19 protein-coding genes are annotated in these 17,649 nt (G+C 71.4%); 11 read left to right on the forward strand and 8 right to left on the reverse strand.

Features of this window, described 5'->3' with window-relative positions:
- The first annotated feature begins 1 nt into the window (after window position 1).
- Genes OKJ99_RS33435 through OKJ99_RS33445 form a run of 3 tightly spaced genes read left to right on the forward strand, consistent with a single transcriptional unit; the run spans window position 2 to window position 1,545 of the window.
- Window positions 2-379, forward strand: a complete 378-nt coding sequence (locus OKJ99_RS33435; RefSeq protein WP_326021877.1) for a DUF742 domain-containing protein — start codon at window positions 2-4, stop codon at window positions 377-379.
- Window positions 357-956 (forward strand): GTP-binding protein, encoded by a 600-nt coding sequence (locus OKJ99_RS33440; protein ID WP_326021878.1) that lies wholly within the window; start codon window positions 357-359, stop codon window positions 954-956. The genes OKJ99_RS33435 and OKJ99_RS33440 overlap by 23 nt, the downstream gene beginning before the upstream one ends.
- A 16-nt stretch (window positions 957-972) precedes the next feature.
- Entirely contained in the window at window positions 973-1,545 is a 573-nt protein-coding gene (locus tag OKJ99_RS33445) for a GAF domain-containing protein (protein WP_326021879.1), read from the forward strand.
- 3 nt (window positions 1,546-1,548) lie between these two features.
- On the opposite strand, the gene OKJ99_RS33450 is transcribed toward OKJ99_RS33445, so the two are convergent.
- From OKJ99_RS33450 to OKJ99_RS33465, 4 genes are all read right to left on the reverse strand, one after another.
- On the reverse strand, window positions 1,549-2,739 hold the full coding sequence (locus tag OKJ99_RS33450; protein ID WP_326021880.1) for an acyl-CoA dehydrogenase family protein: 1,191 nt from the start codon (window positions 2,737-2,739) through the stop codon (window positions 1,549-1,551).
- A 148-nt stretch (window positions 2,740-2,887) separates the two neighbouring features.
- A complete protein-coding gene (locus OKJ99_RS33455) occupies window positions 2,888-4,003 on the reverse strand; it encodes an NAD(P)/FAD-dependent oxidoreductase (RefSeq protein WP_326021881.1) in 1,116 nt (371 codons plus the stop codon).
- 5 nt (window positions 4,004-4,008) lie between these two features.
- On the reverse strand, window positions 4,009-4,779 hold the full coding sequence (locus OKJ99_RS33460) for a FadR/GntR family transcriptional regulator (protein ID WP_326021883.1): 771 nt from the start codon (window positions 4,777-4,779) through the stop codon (window positions 4,009-4,011).
- On the reverse strand, window positions 4,776-6,206 hold the full coding sequence (locus OKJ99_RS33465) for an amidase (RefSeq protein ID WP_326021884.1): 1,431 nt from the start codon (window positions 6,204-6,206) through the stop codon (window positions 4,776-4,778). The genes OKJ99_RS33460 and OKJ99_RS33465 overlap by 4 nt, the downstream gene beginning before the upstream one ends.
- Before the next feature lie 122 nt (window positions 6,207-6,328).
- Here OKJ99_RS33465 and OKJ99_RS33470 point away from each other — a divergent pair, with 122 nt between their 5' ends.
- From OKJ99_RS33470 to OKJ99_RS33500, 7 genes are read left to right on the forward strand one after another with little or no spacing between them, the layout of a single operon-like run.
- Window positions 6,329-7,879: an ABC transporter substrate-binding protein gene (locus tag OKJ99_RS33470; RefSeq protein ID WP_326021885.1), complete on the forward strand. Its 1,551-nt coding sequence runs from the start codon at window positions 6,329-6,331 to the stop codon at window positions 7,877-7,879.
- Window positions 7,880-7,895: 16 nt separating this feature from the next.
- A complete protein-coding gene (locus OKJ99_RS33475; protein ID WP_326021887.1) occupies window positions 7,896-8,843 on the forward strand; it encodes an ABC transporter permease in 948 nt (315 codons plus the stop codon).
- Complete coding sequence (locus tag OKJ99_RS33480; protein ID WP_326021888.1) at window positions 8,843-9,721, forward strand: ABC transporter permease; 879 nt, start codon at window positions 8,843-8,845, stop codon at window positions 9,719-9,721. Before OKJ99_RS33475 ends, OKJ99_RS33480 begins: the two co-directional genes overlap by 1 nt.
- Window positions 9,718-10,785 (forward strand): ABC transporter ATP-binding protein, encoded by a 1,068-nt coding sequence (locus OKJ99_RS33485; protein WP_326021890.1) that lies wholly within the window; start codon window positions 9,718-9,720, stop codon window positions 10,783-10,785. Before OKJ99_RS33480 ends, OKJ99_RS33485 begins: the two co-directional genes overlap by 4 nt.
- Window positions 10,778-11,626, forward strand: coding sequence for an ATP-binding cassette domain-containing protein (locus OKJ99_RS33490; protein WP_326021892.1), 849 nt, complete (start codon window positions 10,778-10,780; stop codon window positions 11,624-11,626). Before OKJ99_RS33485 ends, OKJ99_RS33490 begins: the two co-directional genes overlap by 8 nt.
- Window positions 11,623-13,119, forward strand: a complete 1,497-nt coding sequence (locus OKJ99_RS33495; protein WP_326021894.1) for an aldehyde dehydrogenase family protein — start codon at window positions 11,623-11,625, stop codon at window positions 13,117-13,119. The genes OKJ99_RS33490 and OKJ99_RS33495 overlap by 4 nt, the downstream gene beginning before the upstream one ends.
- Window positions 13,120-13,123: 4 nt before the next feature.
- Window positions 13,124-13,918, forward strand: a complete 795-nt coding sequence (locus tag OKJ99_RS33500; RefSeq protein WP_326021895.1) for an SDR family NAD(P)-dependent oxidoreductase — start codon at window positions 13,124-13,126, stop codon at window positions 13,916-13,918.
- Here the strand turns inward: OKJ99_RS33500 and OKJ99_RS33505 are convergent.
- The 4 genes from OKJ99_RS33505 to OKJ99_RS33520 all read right to left on the reverse strand — a co-directional run bounded on the left by OKJ99_RS33505 (window position 13,900) and on the right by OKJ99_RS33520 (window position 16,707).
- Entirely contained in the window at window positions 13,900-14,667 is a 768-nt protein-coding gene (locus OKJ99_RS33505; RefSeq protein WP_326021897.1) for a class I SAM-dependent methyltransferase, read from the reverse strand. The two genes, OKJ99_RS33500 and OKJ99_RS33505, sit on opposite strands and share 19 nt — an antisense overlap.
- Window positions 14,664-14,786 carry a hypothetical protein gene (locus OKJ99_RS33510; RefSeq protein ID WP_326021899.1) on the reverse strand — a complete coding sequence of 41 codons (123 nt, stop codon included), beginning with the start codon at window positions 14,784-14,786 and terminating at the stop codon, window positions 14,664-14,666. Before OKJ99_RS33510 ends, OKJ99_RS33505 begins: the two co-directional genes overlap by 4 nt.
- Window positions 14,787-14,911: 125 nt before the next feature.
- Window positions 14,912-15,919: an ornithine cyclodeaminase family protein gene (locus OKJ99_RS33515; protein ID WP_326021901.1), complete on the reverse strand. Its 1,008-nt coding sequence runs from the start codon at window positions 15,917-15,919 to the stop codon at window positions 14,912-14,914.
- A gap of 53 nt (window positions 15,920-15,972) precedes the next feature.
- Complete coding sequence (locus OKJ99_RS33520) at window positions 15,973-16,707, reverse strand: GbsR/MarR family transcriptional regulator (protein WP_326021902.1); 735 nt, start codon at window positions 16,705-16,707, stop codon at window positions 15,973-15,975.
- 260 nt (window positions 16,708-16,967) lie between these two features.
- Between OKJ99_RS33520 and OKJ99_RS33525 the strand changes: the two genes are divergently transcribed.
- The gene (locus tag OKJ99_RS33525) at window positions 16,968-17,639 is read left to right on the forward strand and encodes a DUF4097 family beta strand repeat-containing protein (RefSeq protein ID WP_326021903.1); all 672 of its coding nucleotides are present in this window, start codon (window positions 16,968-16,970) and stop codon (window positions 17,637-17,639) included.
- The last annotated feature ends 10 nt before the right edge of the window (window positions 17,640-17,649 follow it).

A 17,649-nucleotide genomic window follows, 5' to 3' on the forward strand; every position in this document is an offset into this window, starting at 1 on the left:
GGTGGACCGCGACCCGATCTCCGAGGGGAACGCGTGGCTCGCCGAGGACACCGCCACCACCCGCCCCTACGCCCTGACCGGCGGGCGCACCCGTCCCGACCACCCGCTCGGCCTGGGCTCGCACCTGCGTGTCGACATCGAGCGCCCCGGTCTGCTCCTGCAGCCGGAGGGCGCCCAGGTGCTCACCCTGTGCCGGCTCGAACCGCGCTCCGTCGCCGAGCTCGCGGCCCGGCTGCGCCTGCCCGTTCAGGTCACCAAGGTCATCCTGTCCGACCTCATCGACTCCCACGTCCTGGCCCCGACCGTCCCGCCCCGCGACGCCGACGGCGGCGACCCCAACCTCTTGGAGGCAGTCCTTGTCGGCCTACGCAGCCTCTGACATCCCGCTGACCGCGCTGAAGATACTCGTGGCGGGCGGATTCGGCGTCGGCAAGACCACGCTGGTCTGCGCCGTCAGCGAGATCGAACCGCTCACCACGGAGGCGATCCTCACCTCGGCAAGCGCCGGGCTCGACCGGCTCGACGGGGTGGAGAACAAGACCACCACCACGGTCAGCATGGACTTCGGCCGCATCACCCTGTGGCAACAGCAGCTGCAGATCCTGCTGTTCGGCACGCCGGGCCAGGACCGCTTCTGGTTCATGTGGGACGACCTGGCGCTCGGCGCGATCGGGGCCGTCGTCATGGTCGACACCCGGCGCATCGCCGACAGCTTCGCGGCGATCGAGTACTTCGAGGACCGCGGGCTGCCGTTCATCGTGGCCGTCAACGAGTTCGACACCGCGCACCACAGCTACACGTCCACCGAGGTCCGCTCCGCTCTGGAGCTCGACCCGGAGGTGCCCGTCGTTCTCTTCGACGCCCGGCGCGCCGACACCGGCCGCCATGTCCTCATCGCCCTCGTCGAATACGCCCTGACCCTCAGCCGGCGCCACCGTACGCCCGCGATCCGTTGATCCAGCTGGAGCGACCATGCCCTACGACGCCCTCACCGGCTTCCACAACCCGGCCGCAGACCCCGAACTTGCGGCCCGCGCCGAGCGGTTGAAGCAGCTCGGCCTCGGCGAGCCCGACGCCCACTTCGACCGGCTCGCCACCGAACTGGCCAATGCCGCCGACACCCCGTACGCGATGGTCAACCTCATCACCGACCAGCAGTTCTTCGTCGGCCTGCACACCCCCGAGGGGACCCGGCACACCATGGTGCCGCAGGACCACACCGCCAGCGAGGTCGGCCGTGTGATGTCCCGCGACCACGGCTACTGCCCCGAGGTCCTCTCCCGCCGGAAGCCTTTGGTGCTGCCCGACGTGTACGCGGCGCCGCGCTTCGCAGGCAACCCCGTCGTCGACGAACTGGGCATCCGCGTCTACCTCGGCGCCCCGCTGATCGACCCGCAGACCGACCTCGTCCTGGGCACGGTCTGCGCGGTCGGCACGGAGCCCCGCTCCCTCGACAGCGGCCACAACAGCCTTCAGCTCATCAAGCAGGTGCGGGACGACGCGATGCGGCTGATCTACGAACGGGCGGGGGAGCGGCTTCCGTAGAACCTACGCACCCACCCCTACGGGCCGGGCGAGCTGCTCGGACCAGCGGCTGCGGGAGACACCCAGAGCGACCTCGGCGAGGCGCAGCACCTGGATGTCGGAGGTGCCCGCGGGGGAGTAGATGTGCATGGCGTCCCGGACGAACCGTTCGATCGGCCGGTCGGGGAACAGGCCCGCCGCCGCGTGGATCTCCATGGCGGTGCGGCCCGCGGTGATCGCCGACTCCACGCCCACGTACTTGGCGTTCATCAGCTCCGCGTCGCACGACGCACCGCTGTCGAGCAGGTGCGCGGCGTTGTAGGCGAGGAGCCGGGCCGTCATCAGGCCGGACTGCATCGCGCCGAGTTTCTGGCGCACGTTCGGCTGGGCGCTGAGCGGCTTGCCGTACCGCTCGCGTTCGTTCAGGAAGCGGACCGTCTCCTCGACGATCGCCTGGTGGATGCCGAGGGAGACGGCGGTGAGGTTCGGGCGCCCGTACAGAATGCTGGAGGAGTACGCGACGTCCAGGCCGCGGCCCTCGCCGGCGAGCAGGTTGGCCGCGGGGACACGGCAGTTGTCGAAGCGCAGCTCACCGAAGCTGAAGCCGTGCAGGCCCATCGCCGGGGTGTGCGGGGCCACGCTGAAGCCGGGGCGGTCGGACTCGACGAGGAACGCCGAGAGCCCACGCGAGCCCTCGCCGGTCCGCACCACGACACCGTGCAGATCGCCCACATGACTGTTGCCGACGTACACCTTGCGGCCGTTGAGGATGTAGTCGTCCCCGTCCCTGCGGGCGGTCGACTCCATGCCGAGGACATGCCCACCGGACTCGGGCTCGGTCACCGCGATCGTCGGGAGGCAGTCGCCGGCGGCTATGCGCGGCAGCCATGCGCGCTGCTGGACGGCATCGCCGAAGTGGATGATCTTCGCGACGCCCAGCTGGGAGGCCTGCGCCATCGCCCCCATGGCCCCGCTGACCCGCGAGAGTTCCTCGATGACGATCGTCTTCGCGAGATGCCCGAGCCCCATGCCGCCGAACTCGGCGTCGACGGTGACCCCGATCCACCCCTGTCGCGCGATGAGCCGCGCCAGCTCGAACTCGACGGCCCGGGAGGCCTCCATGTCCGCGACCCGGGGAGCGATCTTCTCCTCGGCGAACGACCGCACCTCCGCCCGCAGTTCCTCATGACGTTCTGTCATGACATAGGCGTCCATGGTGCAGCCTCTCCTCCGTGCAGCCGGTGATCATCATTCCGCTTCCTACACTGACCACCTGCGACCGGGAAAACACCAGCACGCCAGGGTCGTTCGGGGGTCGTTTCGCATTGAACGGCGTGGCGCACTGGCCGTCGCACGGCCACCGTCACACAGGAAACCGCGCGGGCCGGAAACCCGCGAGCAGCGCGTCGCCCCTCCCGCCGAGGAGCTCAGAGGCGAGCAGCCGGCCGATGACGGGGCCGAGCGTGATGCCGCTGTGGGTGACGGCTTCGTAGTACCCGGGAATGGACGGCAGGGCCCCTACGGAGGGGAATCCGTCGGCGGGGACGGGCCGGTTGACGACGCGTGTCCGTGCGATGCGGGCGGCTCCGAGCGCGGGGACGACGCGCTGTGCGGACGCGTGGAGCAGCCGCCCGAGTCCGTCCGGATCCTCGGGGCCCTCGGCCGCGTCGATGAGCGCGTCGATCTCGCGGCTGTGGAGCACCACGGACGCGTCCCCGTCGGGGCGGATCTCGATGTGCGGTGTGTGCATGGCCCGGCGGACCGGGACCTCGGCGCAGTCCAGCCGGGTGACGGCGCCGGGCTCCCGGCGCATCGGCAAGTCGCGACCGACGAGCCGGGCGACGTGGGTGGCATCGGGGCCCGCGGCGTTCACGACGGCATCGACGTCGAGGGCGCTCCCGTCGGAGAGGTCCAGCGTCCGGACGCCTCCGTCCGCACCGGTGCGGATGTCACGCACGGCGGTTCCGGTCCGGACCTCGGCACCGGACGCGACGGCCTCCTCGACCAGTCGGCCGACGAGCCGCCGCCCGTGCACCCAGGCCTCGTCGGGGTAGAACAGCACGCGGGCCCCGTCGGGAATCGTGACCGAGGGCTCGAAACGGCGCCGCACCTCGGCACCCGTGCACGCCTCGACCCGATAGCCCCACCTCTCCAGCAGCTCCGCCGTCCCGACGAGCTTCGCCTCCGCCGCGTCCTCGTCCGCCCAGCGAAGGTGACCCGTGGGATGCCACCACGGGTCCGCGCCCAGCACCCCGGCCAGCTCGCGGTGCGCGGCGACCCCCGCGACATTCAGGTCGAAGTAGGCCCTGCTGACCGTCTTGTTGCTGGCGTTGACCCAGGAAAAGGACCAGTCGCTGACCCCTTCGCCGGGCCGCCCCGCGTCCACGAGGACGACGTGGGCCCCGCGGCGGGCCAGGTTCCAGCCCACGCAGGCGCCCACGACGCCCACGCCGATGACTGCGACACGTTCCGGTGACACCGCTCTCAGGCCCCCTCTCCCTCCACCAGCGCCAGCAACGGCCCCCGCTCCTCCTCCGCCACATACCCCGCGTAGTAGTCGTACAACGTCCGCCGCGAGATACGCGCCGCCGCCAGGCCGTCGCGGGTGCGGATGGCCTCCAGGACCTCCTGGTGGTGGCGGAGCGACGTGCGCATGAGGGCCCGGCGGTTGTCCGCGTGGGCCACCTTGTCGGTGATCAGGGTGCGGACCGCTCCGCGTACGACCAGGTTGGAGACCTCTATCAGCGCGTTGCGGCTGGCCCGCGCCACCGCCTCGTGGAACGCCACGTCCGCCTTGCTGAACTCCTCGTCGCCCGCGTCGATGGCGTGCGTCATCGCCGTCACCGTCCCCTCCATCGCGGCCAGTTCGTCGTCCGTGCGCAGACGCGCCGCGAGCTGGCTGGCCGAGCCGTCGAGGATCATGCGGAACGAGATCAGCTCGGCCATCGAGAGGCGCTCGAAGCGGGCCAGCCGGGTCATCTCCTTGGCCAGGCCAGCCGTGGTGAACGGCAGGATCTCCGGACCGTGCGGGTCGCCGTGGCGGGAGCGGATGAGGCCGTCGCTCTCCAGCACGCGCAGCGCCTCCCGCACGGTGGGGCGGCTCGCGCCGAACTGGTTCACCAATTCGCGTTCGCTCGGCAGGCGTTGGCCCGGCTTCAGGTCGCCGGAGGCAATCGCCTGCTCGATCTGTTCGACGATGCGCTGGTAGAGCCGTACCGGTGCGACCCGCTGGAACCGTGCCCCGTCCGCCGTCACGGCGTCTGCCCCTCCTGGCTCAGGAGCGCGTCGTCCGGCCACCGCGGGACCGACTCGGCCGGGCGGTTGTCCTCGTACCAGGCCGCCGCTTGGAGGACGCCCAGGTCGTCGAAGCGGCGCCCCGAGATCTGTACGCCGATGGGCCGGCCGTCCGCCGTGAAGGCGCAGTTGACCGTCGCGGCGGGCTGTCCCGACATGTTGTACGGGGCGGTGAACCCGATGTGCGACATGGTCTTGCCCGGTTCCATGAACGGCATCGGCTGCTCCGCCGCGAACGCCGCCACGGGCGCCACCGGCGACAGCACGATGTCGTACGGGAGCGTCGCCGCCACCGTCAGGGCCTGGATCCGCATGATCTGCTGGTAGCACTGGAGCACCCGGGTGCCGGGCACGTCGGCGCCCTCGCGGCACCAGCCCATGATGTACGGGTGGACGCGCAGCGCGGCCTCGGGGGACAGCTTGCGGAGGTCGTTCCAGGACCGCACCCGCCAGAACAGGTCCAGGTCGTCCAGGAGTTCCTGGGACATGAACGGCTCCACCGGCTCGACCGTCGCCCCCGCCGACGCGAAGACGTCCGCCGCCCGGCGCACCGCCTCCACCACCTCCGGGTCGCGCGGGCCTCCGCAGCCCGCGTCCAGGTGCAGGCCGACCCGCAGCCCCCGCACCTCACCGGCCGGCCGCGACCAGTCGATGTCCTGCGCCGGAAGGCTCGTCCAGTCGCGCGCGTCCGGCCTGCTCAGGACCCGCATCAGCAGGGCCAGGTCCGCGACCGTGCGCGCCATGGGCCCCGCGGCCCGCCCCAAGTACGGCGTGTCCAGGGGGACGCGGCCGTCGCTCGGCTTGAGGGTGGCCAGGCCCAGCCACGTCCCCGGAAGCCGGATCGAGCCGCCGATGTCCGAGCCGACGTGCAGCGGCCCGTACCCGCCCGCGGCCGCCGCGCCCGCCCCGGAGCTCGAACCACCCGTCGTCCAGCCGGGGTTCCAGGCGCTGCGGGTGATGCCGTGCCGGCTGGAGACACCGGAGGAGAGCATGCCCCAGTCCGGCATGACGGTCGAGCCGAGGATCGATCCGCCCGACTCCAGGACCCGTTCCGTGATCGGCGCGTCCCGCTCGGGGACCACCGGTTCCACTCCCGCGTTGCCCGAGGGCATCGGGACGCCTCTGCGGGCGATGTTCTCCTTGAGGGTCACCGGCACGCCGTCGATCGGCCCCAGCGGCTCCCTGGCCGCCCAACGGGCCTCGCTCGCCGCTGCCGCCTTGCGGGACTCGGCGGGATCCCGCACCCAGAACGCGTTGAGCACGCCCTCGCGCGCCTCGATCACCGACTGCACCGCGTCGTGCACCTCGACCGGTGACACCGTGCGATCGGCGAAATGGGCGGTCATCTCGACGGCGGACATGGTGGCCAGGCCCTGTTCGCTGTACATCCGCACCCTCTCCTTCATGCCGGTGGACAGGTACCACCCTCTTGACAGGTACCGCCTCAGTCGTCACGGTACCTGTCAAGTGAGCTTACTGGTCAGGCCAGTTACGGCGGAAGGTGTCGTGCATGAGCAAGGACCGACGAGGCGGACGTCCCGCCCGGACGGCCGCCTCCCTGCTGGCCTGCTGTCTCCTGCTGATGGCCACGGCCTGCTCCGCCGGTTCCACCGCCGCGGGATCCCGCCCCGAGGGCCCCGGCGACTCCCTCGCGATCGGCGTCACCGCCGAACCCGCCAACCTCGACTTCACGAAGACCGACGGCGCCGCCATCCCCCAGGCGCTGCTCTACAACGTCTACGAGAACCTCGTGAAGCTCGACCAGCACGGCAGGATCAGGCCCGCGCTCGCCAGGTCGTGGGAGCTGTCGAAGGACCGCAGGACGTACACCTTCCACCTCACCAAGGACGCGAAGTTCAGCAACGGCGCACCGTTCACCGCCGAGGACGCCAAGTTCTCCATCGAGCGCGTCGTGCCCAAGTGGACCGTGGCACTCAAGGCCCAGATGAGCGTCGTGGACCGCGTACGGGCCGTCTCCCGCGACGAGTTGAAGGTGTCGCTGAAGCGGCCGAGCAACGACTGGCTGTACCGGATGACCACCCGCACGGGCGCGATGTTCAGCCGCACCGGCGTCGACAAGCTGGCCACCGACCCCGTCGGCACCGGACCGTACGAACTGAAGAGGTGGAACCGCGGCGACTCCCTCACCCTCGCCCGCCGCCCGGACTACTGGGGACCGGCACCACACTTCGACACCGTGACGCTCAAGTACTTCAAGGACCCGACGGCGATGAACAACGCGCTGCTCACGGGCACCATCGATGTCATCGGCGCGATGCAGTCACCGGACTCCCTCTACCGCTTCGAGAACAACCCCAAGTACCGCGTCATCGAGGGCTCGACCAACGGCGAGGTGATGCTCTCGCTGAACAATGGGTCAGGCCCCATGAAGAGCAGGAAGGCCCGGCAGGCGGTCCGTTACGCCATCGACCACCAGGCCCTCGTGGACACCTGCTGGGGCGGGCGCGGCAAGCTCATCGGGAGCATGGTGCCGCCGACCGACCCCTGGTACCAGGACCTCACCGACCTGTACCCGTACGACCGCGACAAGGCGCGCAGGCTCCTCAAGGAGTCGGGCGAGGGCGGGCGCACCCTACGGTTGCGGATTCCGACGCTGCCGTACGCCGCCGCCTGCGGCACCGTCGTCAAGAGCCAGCTCGAACAGGCGGGATTCAAGGTCGAGTTGAGCCAGCTGGAGTTCCCCGCGGCGTGGCTGTCGACGGTGTTCAAGAACGCCGACTACGACATGACGATCATGTCCCATGTCGAACCCCGCGACATGCCCGCGGTGTTCGGCGACAAGAACTACTACACCCGCTACGACAACCCCGCCTTCCGCGAGCTGTTGGCGAAGGCGGACACCGGCAGCCAGAAGGAGCAGACCGCCAAGATGCGCGCGGCCGCCCGGACACTCTCCAAGGACGCCGCCGCCGACTGGCTGTTCCTGCTGCCGAACCTGATGGTGTCGGACGCGGACATCACAGGACTGCCGGTCAACAGCGTCACCGAATCCCTGGACCTCACCGGCCTGAGCCGGTCCGGCCGGACCGACGGGTCCTGAAAGGCGGTCTGAACCGATGATCGTCCGTCTGGTGCAGCGGATCGCGATTCTGGTGGCGAGCCTGTTCGTGAGCTCCGTCGTGGTGTTCGCGTTCATGGCGGTGCTGCCGGGTGACCCCGCGCGCGTCGCCCTCGGGACCGGCGCGTCCGACTCCGCGGTCTCCCAACTGCGCGAGCAGTTCGGCCTCGACCGCTCCCTCGTCGACCAGTACCTGAGCTGGCTGCACGACCTGGTCACCTTCGACCTAGGTGACTCGTACATCTCGCACACGCCGATCGGGCCGCAGCTCGCCGACCGCCTCCTGGTCACCCTGTGGCTCGTGGGGACGGGCATGGTGATCGCGTGCCTCGTGGCGGTGCCGCTGGGCACGCTGATGGCGGTGCGGCACCGCAAACCGTCCGGGCTCGTCCTGTCGGCACTGTCCCAAGTGGGCGTCGCCGTACCGGCGTTCCTCGCGGGCATCCTCATGATCACCGTGTTCGCGGTGGGACTCGGCTGGCTGCCGGCGAACGGCTGGACACCACCGGCCGACGACCCGGTGCTCTTCGTCAAACAGCTGCTGATGCCCGCGCTCTCCCTCGGCCTCGTGCAGGCCGCGGTCCTCACCCGCTACGTCCGCAGCTCCGTGCTCGACGTACTGCGCGAGGACTACCTGCGCACCGCCCGCGCCAAGGGACTCCGCCCGATGAAGGCACTCGTACGGCACGGTCTTCGCAACGCGTCCGTGCCGGTGGTGACCGTCCTGGCGCTGCAACTGGCGACGCTCCTCGTGGGCGCCGTCGTCATCGAGCGGGTCTTCGTGATCCCGGGACTCGGCAGCCTGCTGCTCGACAGCGTCGCCGGCCGGGACCTCATCGTGGTGCAGGACGTCGTCATGATCGTCGCGGCGGCGGTGCTGCTCGTGAACTTCCTCGTCGACCTGGCCTATCTGCTGATCGATCCCCGACTCAGGGTGCGTGGCTGATGACTGCTTCGAACGCCTTGGACACCGGCGCCGGCGCCGGCGCCCCGGCCCGTCGCCGCCGCAGGCCCCTGCCCGGCTCCCTCCTCGTCGGCGGGATCGTCGTCGCGCTCGTGGTCGCCGTGGCACTGCTGTCCTTCGTCTGGACGCCGCACGACCCGACGCTGGTGGACCCCGCCGTACGGATGCAGGAGCCGTCCGCCGAATACTGGTTCGGCACCGACAAGTTCGGGCGCGACGTCTTCAGCCAGATCATGATCGGCTCGCGGACCACGCTCTACGTCGGGCTGGTCGCGGTCGGCGTCGCCGCGGTCATCGGTGTGCCGCTGGGCATCCTCGCCGGGATGGGCTCGCGCCGGCTCGGCGAACTCCTCATGCGCGGCAACGACCTGATCCTCGCGTTCCCCGCCCTGCTGCTCGCCATCATGTTCGCCGCCGTCTACGGCGCGGGGACGGGCGTCGCCATGGTCGCCATCGGCATCGCCTCCATCCCCAGCTTCGCCCGCCTGATCCGCGGCGGCACCCTCCAGGTCATGAGCACGGAGTACGTACTGGCCGCACGCGCGGCAGGGCGCAGGCCGCTCGCCATCGCGGTGCGGCACGTACTGCCCAACGTCAGCAGCCTCGTCATCGTGCAGGCCTCGGTCGGCTTCGCCCTCGCCGTGCTCGCCGAGGCCGCGCTGTCCTTCCTCGGGTTCGGCACCCCGCCGCCCACCCCGTCCTGGGGCCGGATGCTCCAGGAGAGCCAGGAACTGCTCGGTACCGCACCCCGGCTCGCCGTCTTCCCCGGCCTCGCGATCGCGGTGGCCGTCCTCGGATTCAACCTGCTCGGCGACGGGCTGCGCGACCGCTTCGACCCCAAGGTGGAGGAATCCCGATGACCGCCGCAGTGGAGACCCCACCGGACGCTTCACCGGACGACGTGCTGACCGTGAGCGGGCTCGGGGTGCGCGCGAGCGACCGTACGCTCGTCCAGGACGTCGACTTCACCATCCGCTCCGGTGAACGCGTCGGCCTCATCGGCGAATCCGGCTCCGGCAAGTCACTGACGTCGCTGAGCCTCATGGGCCTGCTCCCCGAAGGACTGCGCGCCACCGGCTCGGTGCGGCTCGCCGGGGTCGACCACGACCTGATCGGGGCGAACGAGGCGCGGATGTCCCGCGTACGGGGCAAGGACATGGCCATGGTGTTCCAGGAGCCCATGACCGCGCTGAACCCCACGATGCGGATCGGCCGCCAGATCGCCGAGGTGCTCCTCATCCACCGCACCAGGACCGACCGCGCCGCCGCGCGGGCCGCGGCCGTGGAACTCCTCGACCAGGTGGGGCTGCCAGACCCGGCGGCCGCCGCGCGCGCCTACCCGCACCAATTCTCCGGCGGCCAGCGCCAACGCGTCCTCCTCGCCATCGCGCTGGCCAACGACCCCGCCCTGCTGGTCTGCGACGAACCCACCACCGCGCTCGACGTCACCGTGCAGGCCCGCGTCCTCGACCTCATCGTGCGCGGGGTGAAGGACCGTGGCTCGGCACTCCTGCTCATCACGCACGACCTGGCCGTCGTCGCCACCGCCTGCGAACGCGTCATGGTGATGTACGGCGGCCGGGTCGTCGAATCCGGCCCCGTACGCGAGGTGTTCACCCGCCCCAGACACCGCTACACCCAGGGCCTGATCGGCGCGTCCGACCTGACGGCCGTAGACGAGCGCGGCCGACTCGCCACCATCGGCGGATCGGTGCCGCCGGCCGGCGCCTTCCCCGAAGGATGCGTCTTCCGCAACCGGTGCACCAAGGCCACCGACCTGTGCGCGACCCGCCCCGCGTGGACCCCGACGGGCCCCGACTCCGGCTACGCGTGCTTCCACCCCGTGCCGAGAGGCCACGGCGGCGTGCGCGACCCGGGCACGGATGTGGACACCCCCGACCAGCAGGAGGCCCGCCGTGGCTGAGCAGCAGACACGCGGCGACGCCCTCCGCGTCACCGACGTCACCCGCGACTACCACCGGCCGCGCGCCTCCCTGCGCACGCCCGCACCACCCGTGCACGCGCTGCGCGGCGTCAGCCTCTCCGTGCCGCACGGCCAACGCTTCGGCATCGTGGGGGAGTCGGGGTGCGGAAAGTCGACCCTGCTGCGGATCCTGGCGGGGCTCGACAAGCCGACGAGCGGCACCGTCGAGGTCGAAGGACGGGACATCACGCGGCTTCGGGAGCGGCAACTCCGGTTCGTCCGCGAACGCCTCCAACTCGTCTTCCAGGACCCGATGAGCTCGCTCGACCCGCGGATGAAGGTGGGCGACATCGTGGCGGAGCCACTCGTCGCTCAGGGCCTCGGGAACCGCAAGGAACGGGTGGCCGAACTCCTCGAATCCGTCGGACTCGGAGCCGACGCCGCGCGACGCTACCCCCACCAGTTCTCCGGCGGCCAGCGCCAACGCATCTCCATCGCCCGCGCCCTGGCCCCGCGCCCGAGCATCATCGTGGCGGACGAGCCCGTCAGCGCCCTGGACGTGTCCGTGCGCGCCCAGGTCCTCAACCTCATCGCCGACCTCGTCGACGAGCTGAACCTCACCCTCGTCTTCGTCTCCCACGACCTGTCCGTCGTGCGGCACGTGTGCGACCACGTCGCCGTCATGCAGGCGGGCGAGATCGTCGAGAGCGGGCCGACCGAGGAGCTCTACGAGAACCCGCAGCACCCGTACACCCGCAGGCTGATCGCCGCCGTGCCCACACTGGAGAAGGCCCTCTCCGGAGTGACCGCGGCCGACCTCAACCAGGAGCACCCCTCGTGAACGCACACCCTGAACCGGCGGCAACGGCGGACTCGTTGACGGCGGAGCTCCCCGAGGGCCTGCCCATCGGCGACACCTGGCTTCCGGCGCCCGCGAGCGACGACGTGCGCTTCCCGTACGACGGGACGGTCATCGGCCGCGCGCCCGTCGGCGACACCGCGCTGGCCCGGCGTGCGCTTGACGAGGCGGTCGCGGTCCGTACCCGCGTCGGCGCACTGCCCTCGCACATCCGCAGCACGGCCCTCCAGTCGACGCACGACGCGATCGCCGCCCGCCGCGCCGACTTCGAGCGCCTCCTCGTCCTGGAAACGGGAAAGCCCCTGGTCGACTGCCGCGTGGAAGTCGACCGCACGCTCCTGACGCTGCGTACCTCCGCCGAGGAAGTGGCCCGGCTGCACGGCGAGACGGTGCCGCTCGACCTGCTGCCCTCGGGCGAGGGACTGCTCGGCTTCTGGACCCGCAAGCCCATCGGCGTCGTCGTCGGCATCGCCGGCTTCAACTACCCGCTGCTCCTCGCCGCGCACAAGCTCGCGCCGTCCGTCGCGGCCGGCTGCCCGGTCATCGCCAAGCCCGCCCCGCACACACCGCTGGCCACACTGTGCCTCGTCCACCTGCTGCGCGAGGCACTGCACGAGGCCGGGGCGCCGCGGGCGGCGGTGCAACTGGTCACCGGAGGCCCCGGGGTGGGCGAGGTGCTCACCACGGACCGCCGGATCGGCGCGGTCTCCTTCACCGGCTCCGCCGCCGTCGGCCACCGCATCGCCAAGGACGCGGCCCCCACCAAGGCGCTCCTCGAACTCGGCTCCAACGCCGCCCTGTTGGTCGCAGCCGACGCCGACCTCGACGCCGCCGCGGACGCCGTCGTACGCGGCGGCTACTACGCGTCCGGACAGGCCTGCATCAGCGTGCAGCGGGTCATCGTGGAGGCGGCGGTGCGCGAGGAGTTCGTGGCACTCCTGAAGCAGCGCGTCCCGGACATCACGACGGGTGATCCGAGGGACCCCGAGACACGTGTGTCGGCCCTGATCGACGAGGGCTCGACGAACCGTGTCCGTACGTGGGTCGAGGAAGCGGTGAAGTCGGGCGCGGTACTGGCCGCGGGCGGAGACATCACGGGCGGCGTCATCGGGCCCGCGCTGCTCCTGGACCCGGACCCCGCGCTGCCCGTCTGGAGCGAGGAGATCTTCGGCCCGGTGGTGTGCCTGCGCTCGGTCCCCGACATGGACGCGGCCTTCGCGCTCGCCAACGACTCGCGCTACGGGCTCCACGCCAGCGTCTACACCGCTTCCCTCGACACGGCGTTCGCCGCCGTGGAGCGCCTGGAGGCGGGCGGCGTGGTCGTCAACGAGGTCCCCGGCTTCCGCTCCGACACGATGCCGTACGGCGGCGTGAAGGACTCCGGGGCGGGCCGCGAGGGGCCGAGGTTCGCGATCGACGAACTGACGGTGACCCGCATGGCAGTGATCCGCCCGACGACGAAGAAGGACCGGTGACACGGTGACGACCCAGGAACCGACTCAACCCACCGACTACGCGGGCCTGTTCCGCCTCGACGGGCGCAGGGCGGTCGTGGTCGGCGGGGGCGGCGGCATCGGCCGCGAGAGCGCGCTGGCCCTTGCCGCCCACGGCGCGCACGTGGTGTGCGCGGACCGCGACCTGAAGGCGGCCGAGGAGTCGGCCTCGCTGGCCCCCGGCCTGTCGGCGTACGCGCTCGACGTGCTCGACGCCGAAGCGGTCGACCGCGCGGCAGCGGACCTCGGCCCGGTCGACATCCTCGTGTTCACCGCCGCGACCAACGTCCGCAAGCGCCTCCTCGACTACACGTCGGAGGAGTTCGACCGGGTCGTCGCCCTCAACCTGCGCGCCTCCTTCGACCTGGTGCGGGCGTTCGGCCGCGGCATGGCGGAGCGCGGCCGGGGCAGCATCATCGGCTTCAGCTCGATCCGCGCCGTGACGGTGGAGCCGGGCCAGGGCGTGTACGCGGCGACCAAGGCCGGCCTCGTCCAGCTCGCGCGGACGGCGGCGGCCGAACTGGGCCCGTCCGGCGTACGCGTGAACACCATCGCGCCGGGTGTCGTGGCGACCCCGCTGACCGCACAGATCCGGGCGGTCCCCGAGTGGTCCGCCGCGTACGCCGACAAGAGCGCGCTCGGCCGCTGGTCCCGCCCCGACGAACTGGCGGGCGCGGTCGTCTACTTGGCGTCCGACGCCTCGTCCTTCGTGACGGGCAGTCAACTGTTCGTGGACGGCGGCTGGACGGCCATCGACGGCCGCTATACGCCGCCGAGCTGACCCGGTTCCTGGAGCGGAGCCTGGAGCGGGCGCCGCGCCACGAAGACGAACTCCCTTCCCGGGCGGTCGGGCGCCCCGCAGACATCCGTGACCACGTAGCCGTGCGCGAGGAGGTCACGCTCGACCTCCTCCCGGTCGCGGAAGCGCAGCGTCGAGTCCGAGGTCAGGGTCTGTCCGTCCGCGGCGAACACAAAGGTCTCCCGGAAGGACACCAACGGGCCGTCCACCCCGGTCAGTTGGATCCACGTCTCGACCGGACCGACGCCGGGGACGTCCGTCACCTGGTGGGTGTGGTCACGCGTCCACTCCTCCCAGGCGCGGCGGGCCGGATCACGGGTCTCGAAGACGAGGTGCCCGCCGGGGCGCAGGGCCTCGTACGCGCCCCGCAAGGTGCTCCGCCACGCCTGTGGGTCGGCGATCGCCTGGGCGACGTTGGCCGTCATGGTCGCGAGGTCGACCCGGAGGGGCGGGAGGGTCGTGACGTCGCCGTCGATCCACCGCACCCGCTCGCCGCCCGGCTTGCCGCGGGCGACGTCCAGGGACGCCGAGGCGGGGTCGACCCCGACGACCTCGATCCCGCGATCCGCCAGGAGCAGCGCGAAGACCCCGGTGCCGCATCCGATGTCGAGCACCCGGCGCGCCTCGAACTCCTCCGCGATCCGGAGGTAGGCGTCGAGATCGCCGCGGTCGGGGTCGAGCGGGTCGTAGAGCGGGGCGAGCCGAGAGTCCCCGAAGCATGCGTCAGTCATCCGACCGGCTCCGCCGGAACCTCGCCCGTCAGCAGGCCCCGGTCCGCCACGCGCAGGGTGCGCCGCACACGCGCGCCGATGCGCAGGGCCGCCGACTCGACGTCTTCCAGAGTGATCAAGACGTGCCTTTCTGTGAATTCCGTGCGGACGCTGCGGAGCCCGGGCGTGACCGCACCGATCGTCGGCGCCCGCACCCTCGACATGCTCGCGAGCGGGAACATCCGCACGGCGACGAGAGGAGACCTCAAGTTCGACGTGCGGAACTGACGTCGCCGTCGCCGTCGCCGTCGACGGCGTACGAAGCCCGCACCGCCGCGTCCGCGACCACCGCGTCCTGCCAGGCCATGCCCGAGCCCTTGAACAGCACGGGCCGGTCCGTGGCGTAGGGAGACTCGTCGCGTACGACCCGTGCCATGGGCAGCAGCCGTTCGGCCGGCAACACGCCCTCTGCCACGGGGATCACGAGGTCGCCGCACTCCCGCAGCGCCGTGTCCACGTCCTCCACGATCACCTGGGCGCGGGCCGTGAGGGCCGAGTCCACCTCGCGGGCGTCGGCGTCGTGCGAACCGACGGCCAGCACGACGGCGTCGTCGCCGAGGAGGGCCGAGTCGAAGAGCGGGGTGGGGGAGGGCGTCGCGCACACCACGAGGTCGGCGCGCCGCAGGTACGCCTCGGCGTCCGCCGTCGCCACCACCCCGTCGTCCCCGACCAGCGCCGGATCCACCCGCGACGGGTCCCGTACGACGTAGGTCACCTCGGCCAGTTCGGCGCCGACGTCCCGCAACGTCCGTACATGACCGGCCCCTTGAGGCCCCGCGCCGAACACGACGACCCGCCACCGCCGCCCCGGCCGGGTCACCAGCGGCAGCACCGCCGCCACCGACACGGCAGGCGTACGCAGTGTGGTCAGTGCCGCGCCGTCGACGACCGCGGCGGGTGCGTACGACGGCGGGCGGAAGACGAGGTGGACGCCCTGGATGCGGGGCAGGCCGCGGTCGGCATTGGCGGGGACGGCCGAGATCGCCTTCACTCCGACGCCGAACTCGGACGCGGCCGGCATGGCGAGCAACTGGCCCTGGGAGTCGGGGAGTTCGAGGATCGAGCGGGGCGGACCCGCGGCCGTCGGGTCGAGGCCGCCGATGAGTGCCTCGCGGATCGCGGCGACGGCCTCGCGGGGCGGCAGCAGTTTCGTCAGCTCGTCGGCGCCGATGTACTCGATCCTCGGCGGTCGATCGTTCTGTGCCTTCTGCACCTGTGCTCCTGTTCGCGTGGGCGAGGGCGGTTGATCACCGTATCCCCGACGGGTCAGTCGGCCGAGCCCGCCGCGTCCTCGCCCGCCTCCGGCTTCGTGTGCAGGATCTCGCGCACCTGGTCGGCGGCGCGCAGCATGCTCTCGCTGATGAACTCGCTGAAGCGGGCGATGTTCTCGAGCCGCGCGGCGGCCGCGGAGCCGCGGCCGAGGATCCCGACGCCCTGGCGTGCGACCTCGGCGAGCTGCGCGGTGCCGCGGGCGCTCGCGACCGTCGACTGGTACCAGACGTCGTCGTCGACGAGATAGCGCTCGCGGCGCCCGGCGTCCCGCTCGCGCCGGATCAGGCCCTGCTCCTCGAGGAACGCCATGGACTTCGAGACGGACGCCGGGCTGACGTCCAGGCGCTGCACCAGCTCGGCCGCGGTGACGCTCCCGGCGTCGCTGGTGAACAGGCATGTCAGCACGCGCGCCGTCATCTTGGGCAGACCCTGCTGCATGAGGAGGGTCGTGAACGTCTCCTCGTACTCGCGCACCGCCTCGTCGTCCCGCCCGGAAGGGCTCGCGGGCGCCCGCGGAGCGGCCTGCTTGCGGCGGTGCGCGCGGCGTTCGGTGGCGCGGTGGGCGAGGTCGGCGCGGTAGGAGGTGGGTCCGCCGTTGCGCATCACCTCGCGGGTGACGGTCGAGGTGGGGCGCTCCAGGCGGCGGGCGATCTCGGCGTAGGCGAGCCCGTCGGCGAGCCCGAGCGAGATCTGCTGACGTTCCTGCTGGGTGAGTCGGCCTCCCGGCATCGCGAGCACCTCTCCTTCTTCCGCTTCTTCCGCGTGGACCCGAACCCGCGTCAGCGTAGCGTTCACCGCCAGCTCGTTGCAACGGAACTGCGGGTTCTGTTGCGTTAGTTCTATATCGGTTGCAACGAAATTGCCGCTCTGGCCTGCGAGTTGACTCTTGGAGTGCAACAAGTGCGTTGATTGATCATGAAACGCAACGTAGCTTTTCACTCATCGGAAACACCGAAACACCGAAACACCGACAGCTCAAGGAGAGCACGATGCAGAAGTTCGACACCCCCGCCGCCATCTCCGCCGTCCTGCGCCTCCCCGCCGGCCGTGTCCAGGTCATCGCCGCCGACCGCACCGACACCACCGTCGAGGTCCGCCCCGCCGACTCCTCGAAGGGCCGCGACGTGAAGGCCGCCGAGCAGACCACCGTCGAGTTCGCCGACGGTGTCCTGCGGGTCACCGCCCCGGCCGAGAAGAACCAGCTCCTCGGCGCGTCCGGCGCCATCGAGGTGACCGTTCAACTGCCCGCAGGATCCGGCGTCGAGGCCATCTCGGCCGCAGTCGAGTTCCGCGGCGTCGGGCGGCTCGGCGAGCTCGTCTGCGAGGGCGCGCACGGCGCCGTGAAGATCGACGAGGCCGCGAGCGTGCGGCTGTCCTCCTACGCCGGTGATGTCACGCTCGGCCGGCTGACGGGCCCCGCCGACATCAAGGTGCAGAAGGGCGACATTCGCATCGCCGAGGCCACATCGGGCGCGCTCGAACTGAACACCCAGATGGGCCAGGTGACGGTCGACGCCGCCCACGGTGTCTCCGCCACCCTCGACGCGGGCACCGGTTACGGCCGGATCCACAACTCGCTGACGAACGCCGAAGGCGCGAAGGCCCCGCTCACCATCCACGCGACCACCGGCCACGGGGACATCACCGCCCGCAGCCTGTGACCTCGCACCA

Origin of the sequence: Streptomyces endophyticus (assembly GCF_035798155.1) — a bacterium.
GTDB lineage: Bacteria > Actinomycetota > Actinomycetes > Streptomycetales > Streptomycetaceae > Streptomyces > Streptomyces endophyticus.

Bases quoted from the DNA above. Each gene is read 5' to 3' on its own strand.
- OKJ99_RS33445 (WP_326021879.1), top strand. From the start codon at position 973: ATGCCCTACGACGCCCTCACCGGCTTCCACAACCCGGCCGCAGACCCC.
- OKJ99_RS33450 (WP_326021880.1), bottom strand. From the start codon at position 2,739: ATGGACGCCTATGTCATGACAGAACGTCATGAGGAACTGCGGGCGGAG.
- OKJ99_RS33465 (WP_326021884.1), bottom strand. From the start codon at position 6,206: ATGTACAGCGAACAGGGCCTGGCCACCATGTCCGCCGTCGAGATGACC.
- OKJ99_RS33470 (WP_326021885.1), top strand. From the start codon at position 6,329: ATGAGCAAGGACCGACGAGGCGGACGTCCCGCCCGGACGGCCGCCTCC.
- OKJ99_RS33475 (WP_326021887.1), top strand. From the start codon at position 7,896: ATGATCGTCCGTCTGGTGCAGCGGATCGCGATTCTGGTGGCGAGCCTG.
- OKJ99_RS33480 (WP_326021888.1), top strand. From the start codon at position 8,843: ATGACTGCTTCGAACGCCTTGGACACCGGCGCCGGCGCCGGCGCCCCG.
- OKJ99_RS33485 (WP_326021890.1), top strand. From the start codon at position 9,718: ATGACCGCCGCAGTGGAGACCCCACCGGACGCTTCACCGGACGACGTG.
- OKJ99_RS33505 (WP_326021897.1), bottom strand. From the start codon at position 14,667: ATGACTGACGCATGCTTCGGGGACTCTCGGCTCGCCCCGCTCTACGAC.
- OKJ99_RS33520 (WP_326021902.1), bottom strand. From the start codon at position 16,707: ATGCCGGGAGGCCGACTCACCCAGCAGGAACGTCAGCAGATCTCGCTC.
- OKJ99_RS33525 (WP_326021903.1), top strand. From the start codon at position 16,968: ATGCAGAAGTTCGACACCCCCGCCGCCATCTCCGCCGTCCTGCGCCTC.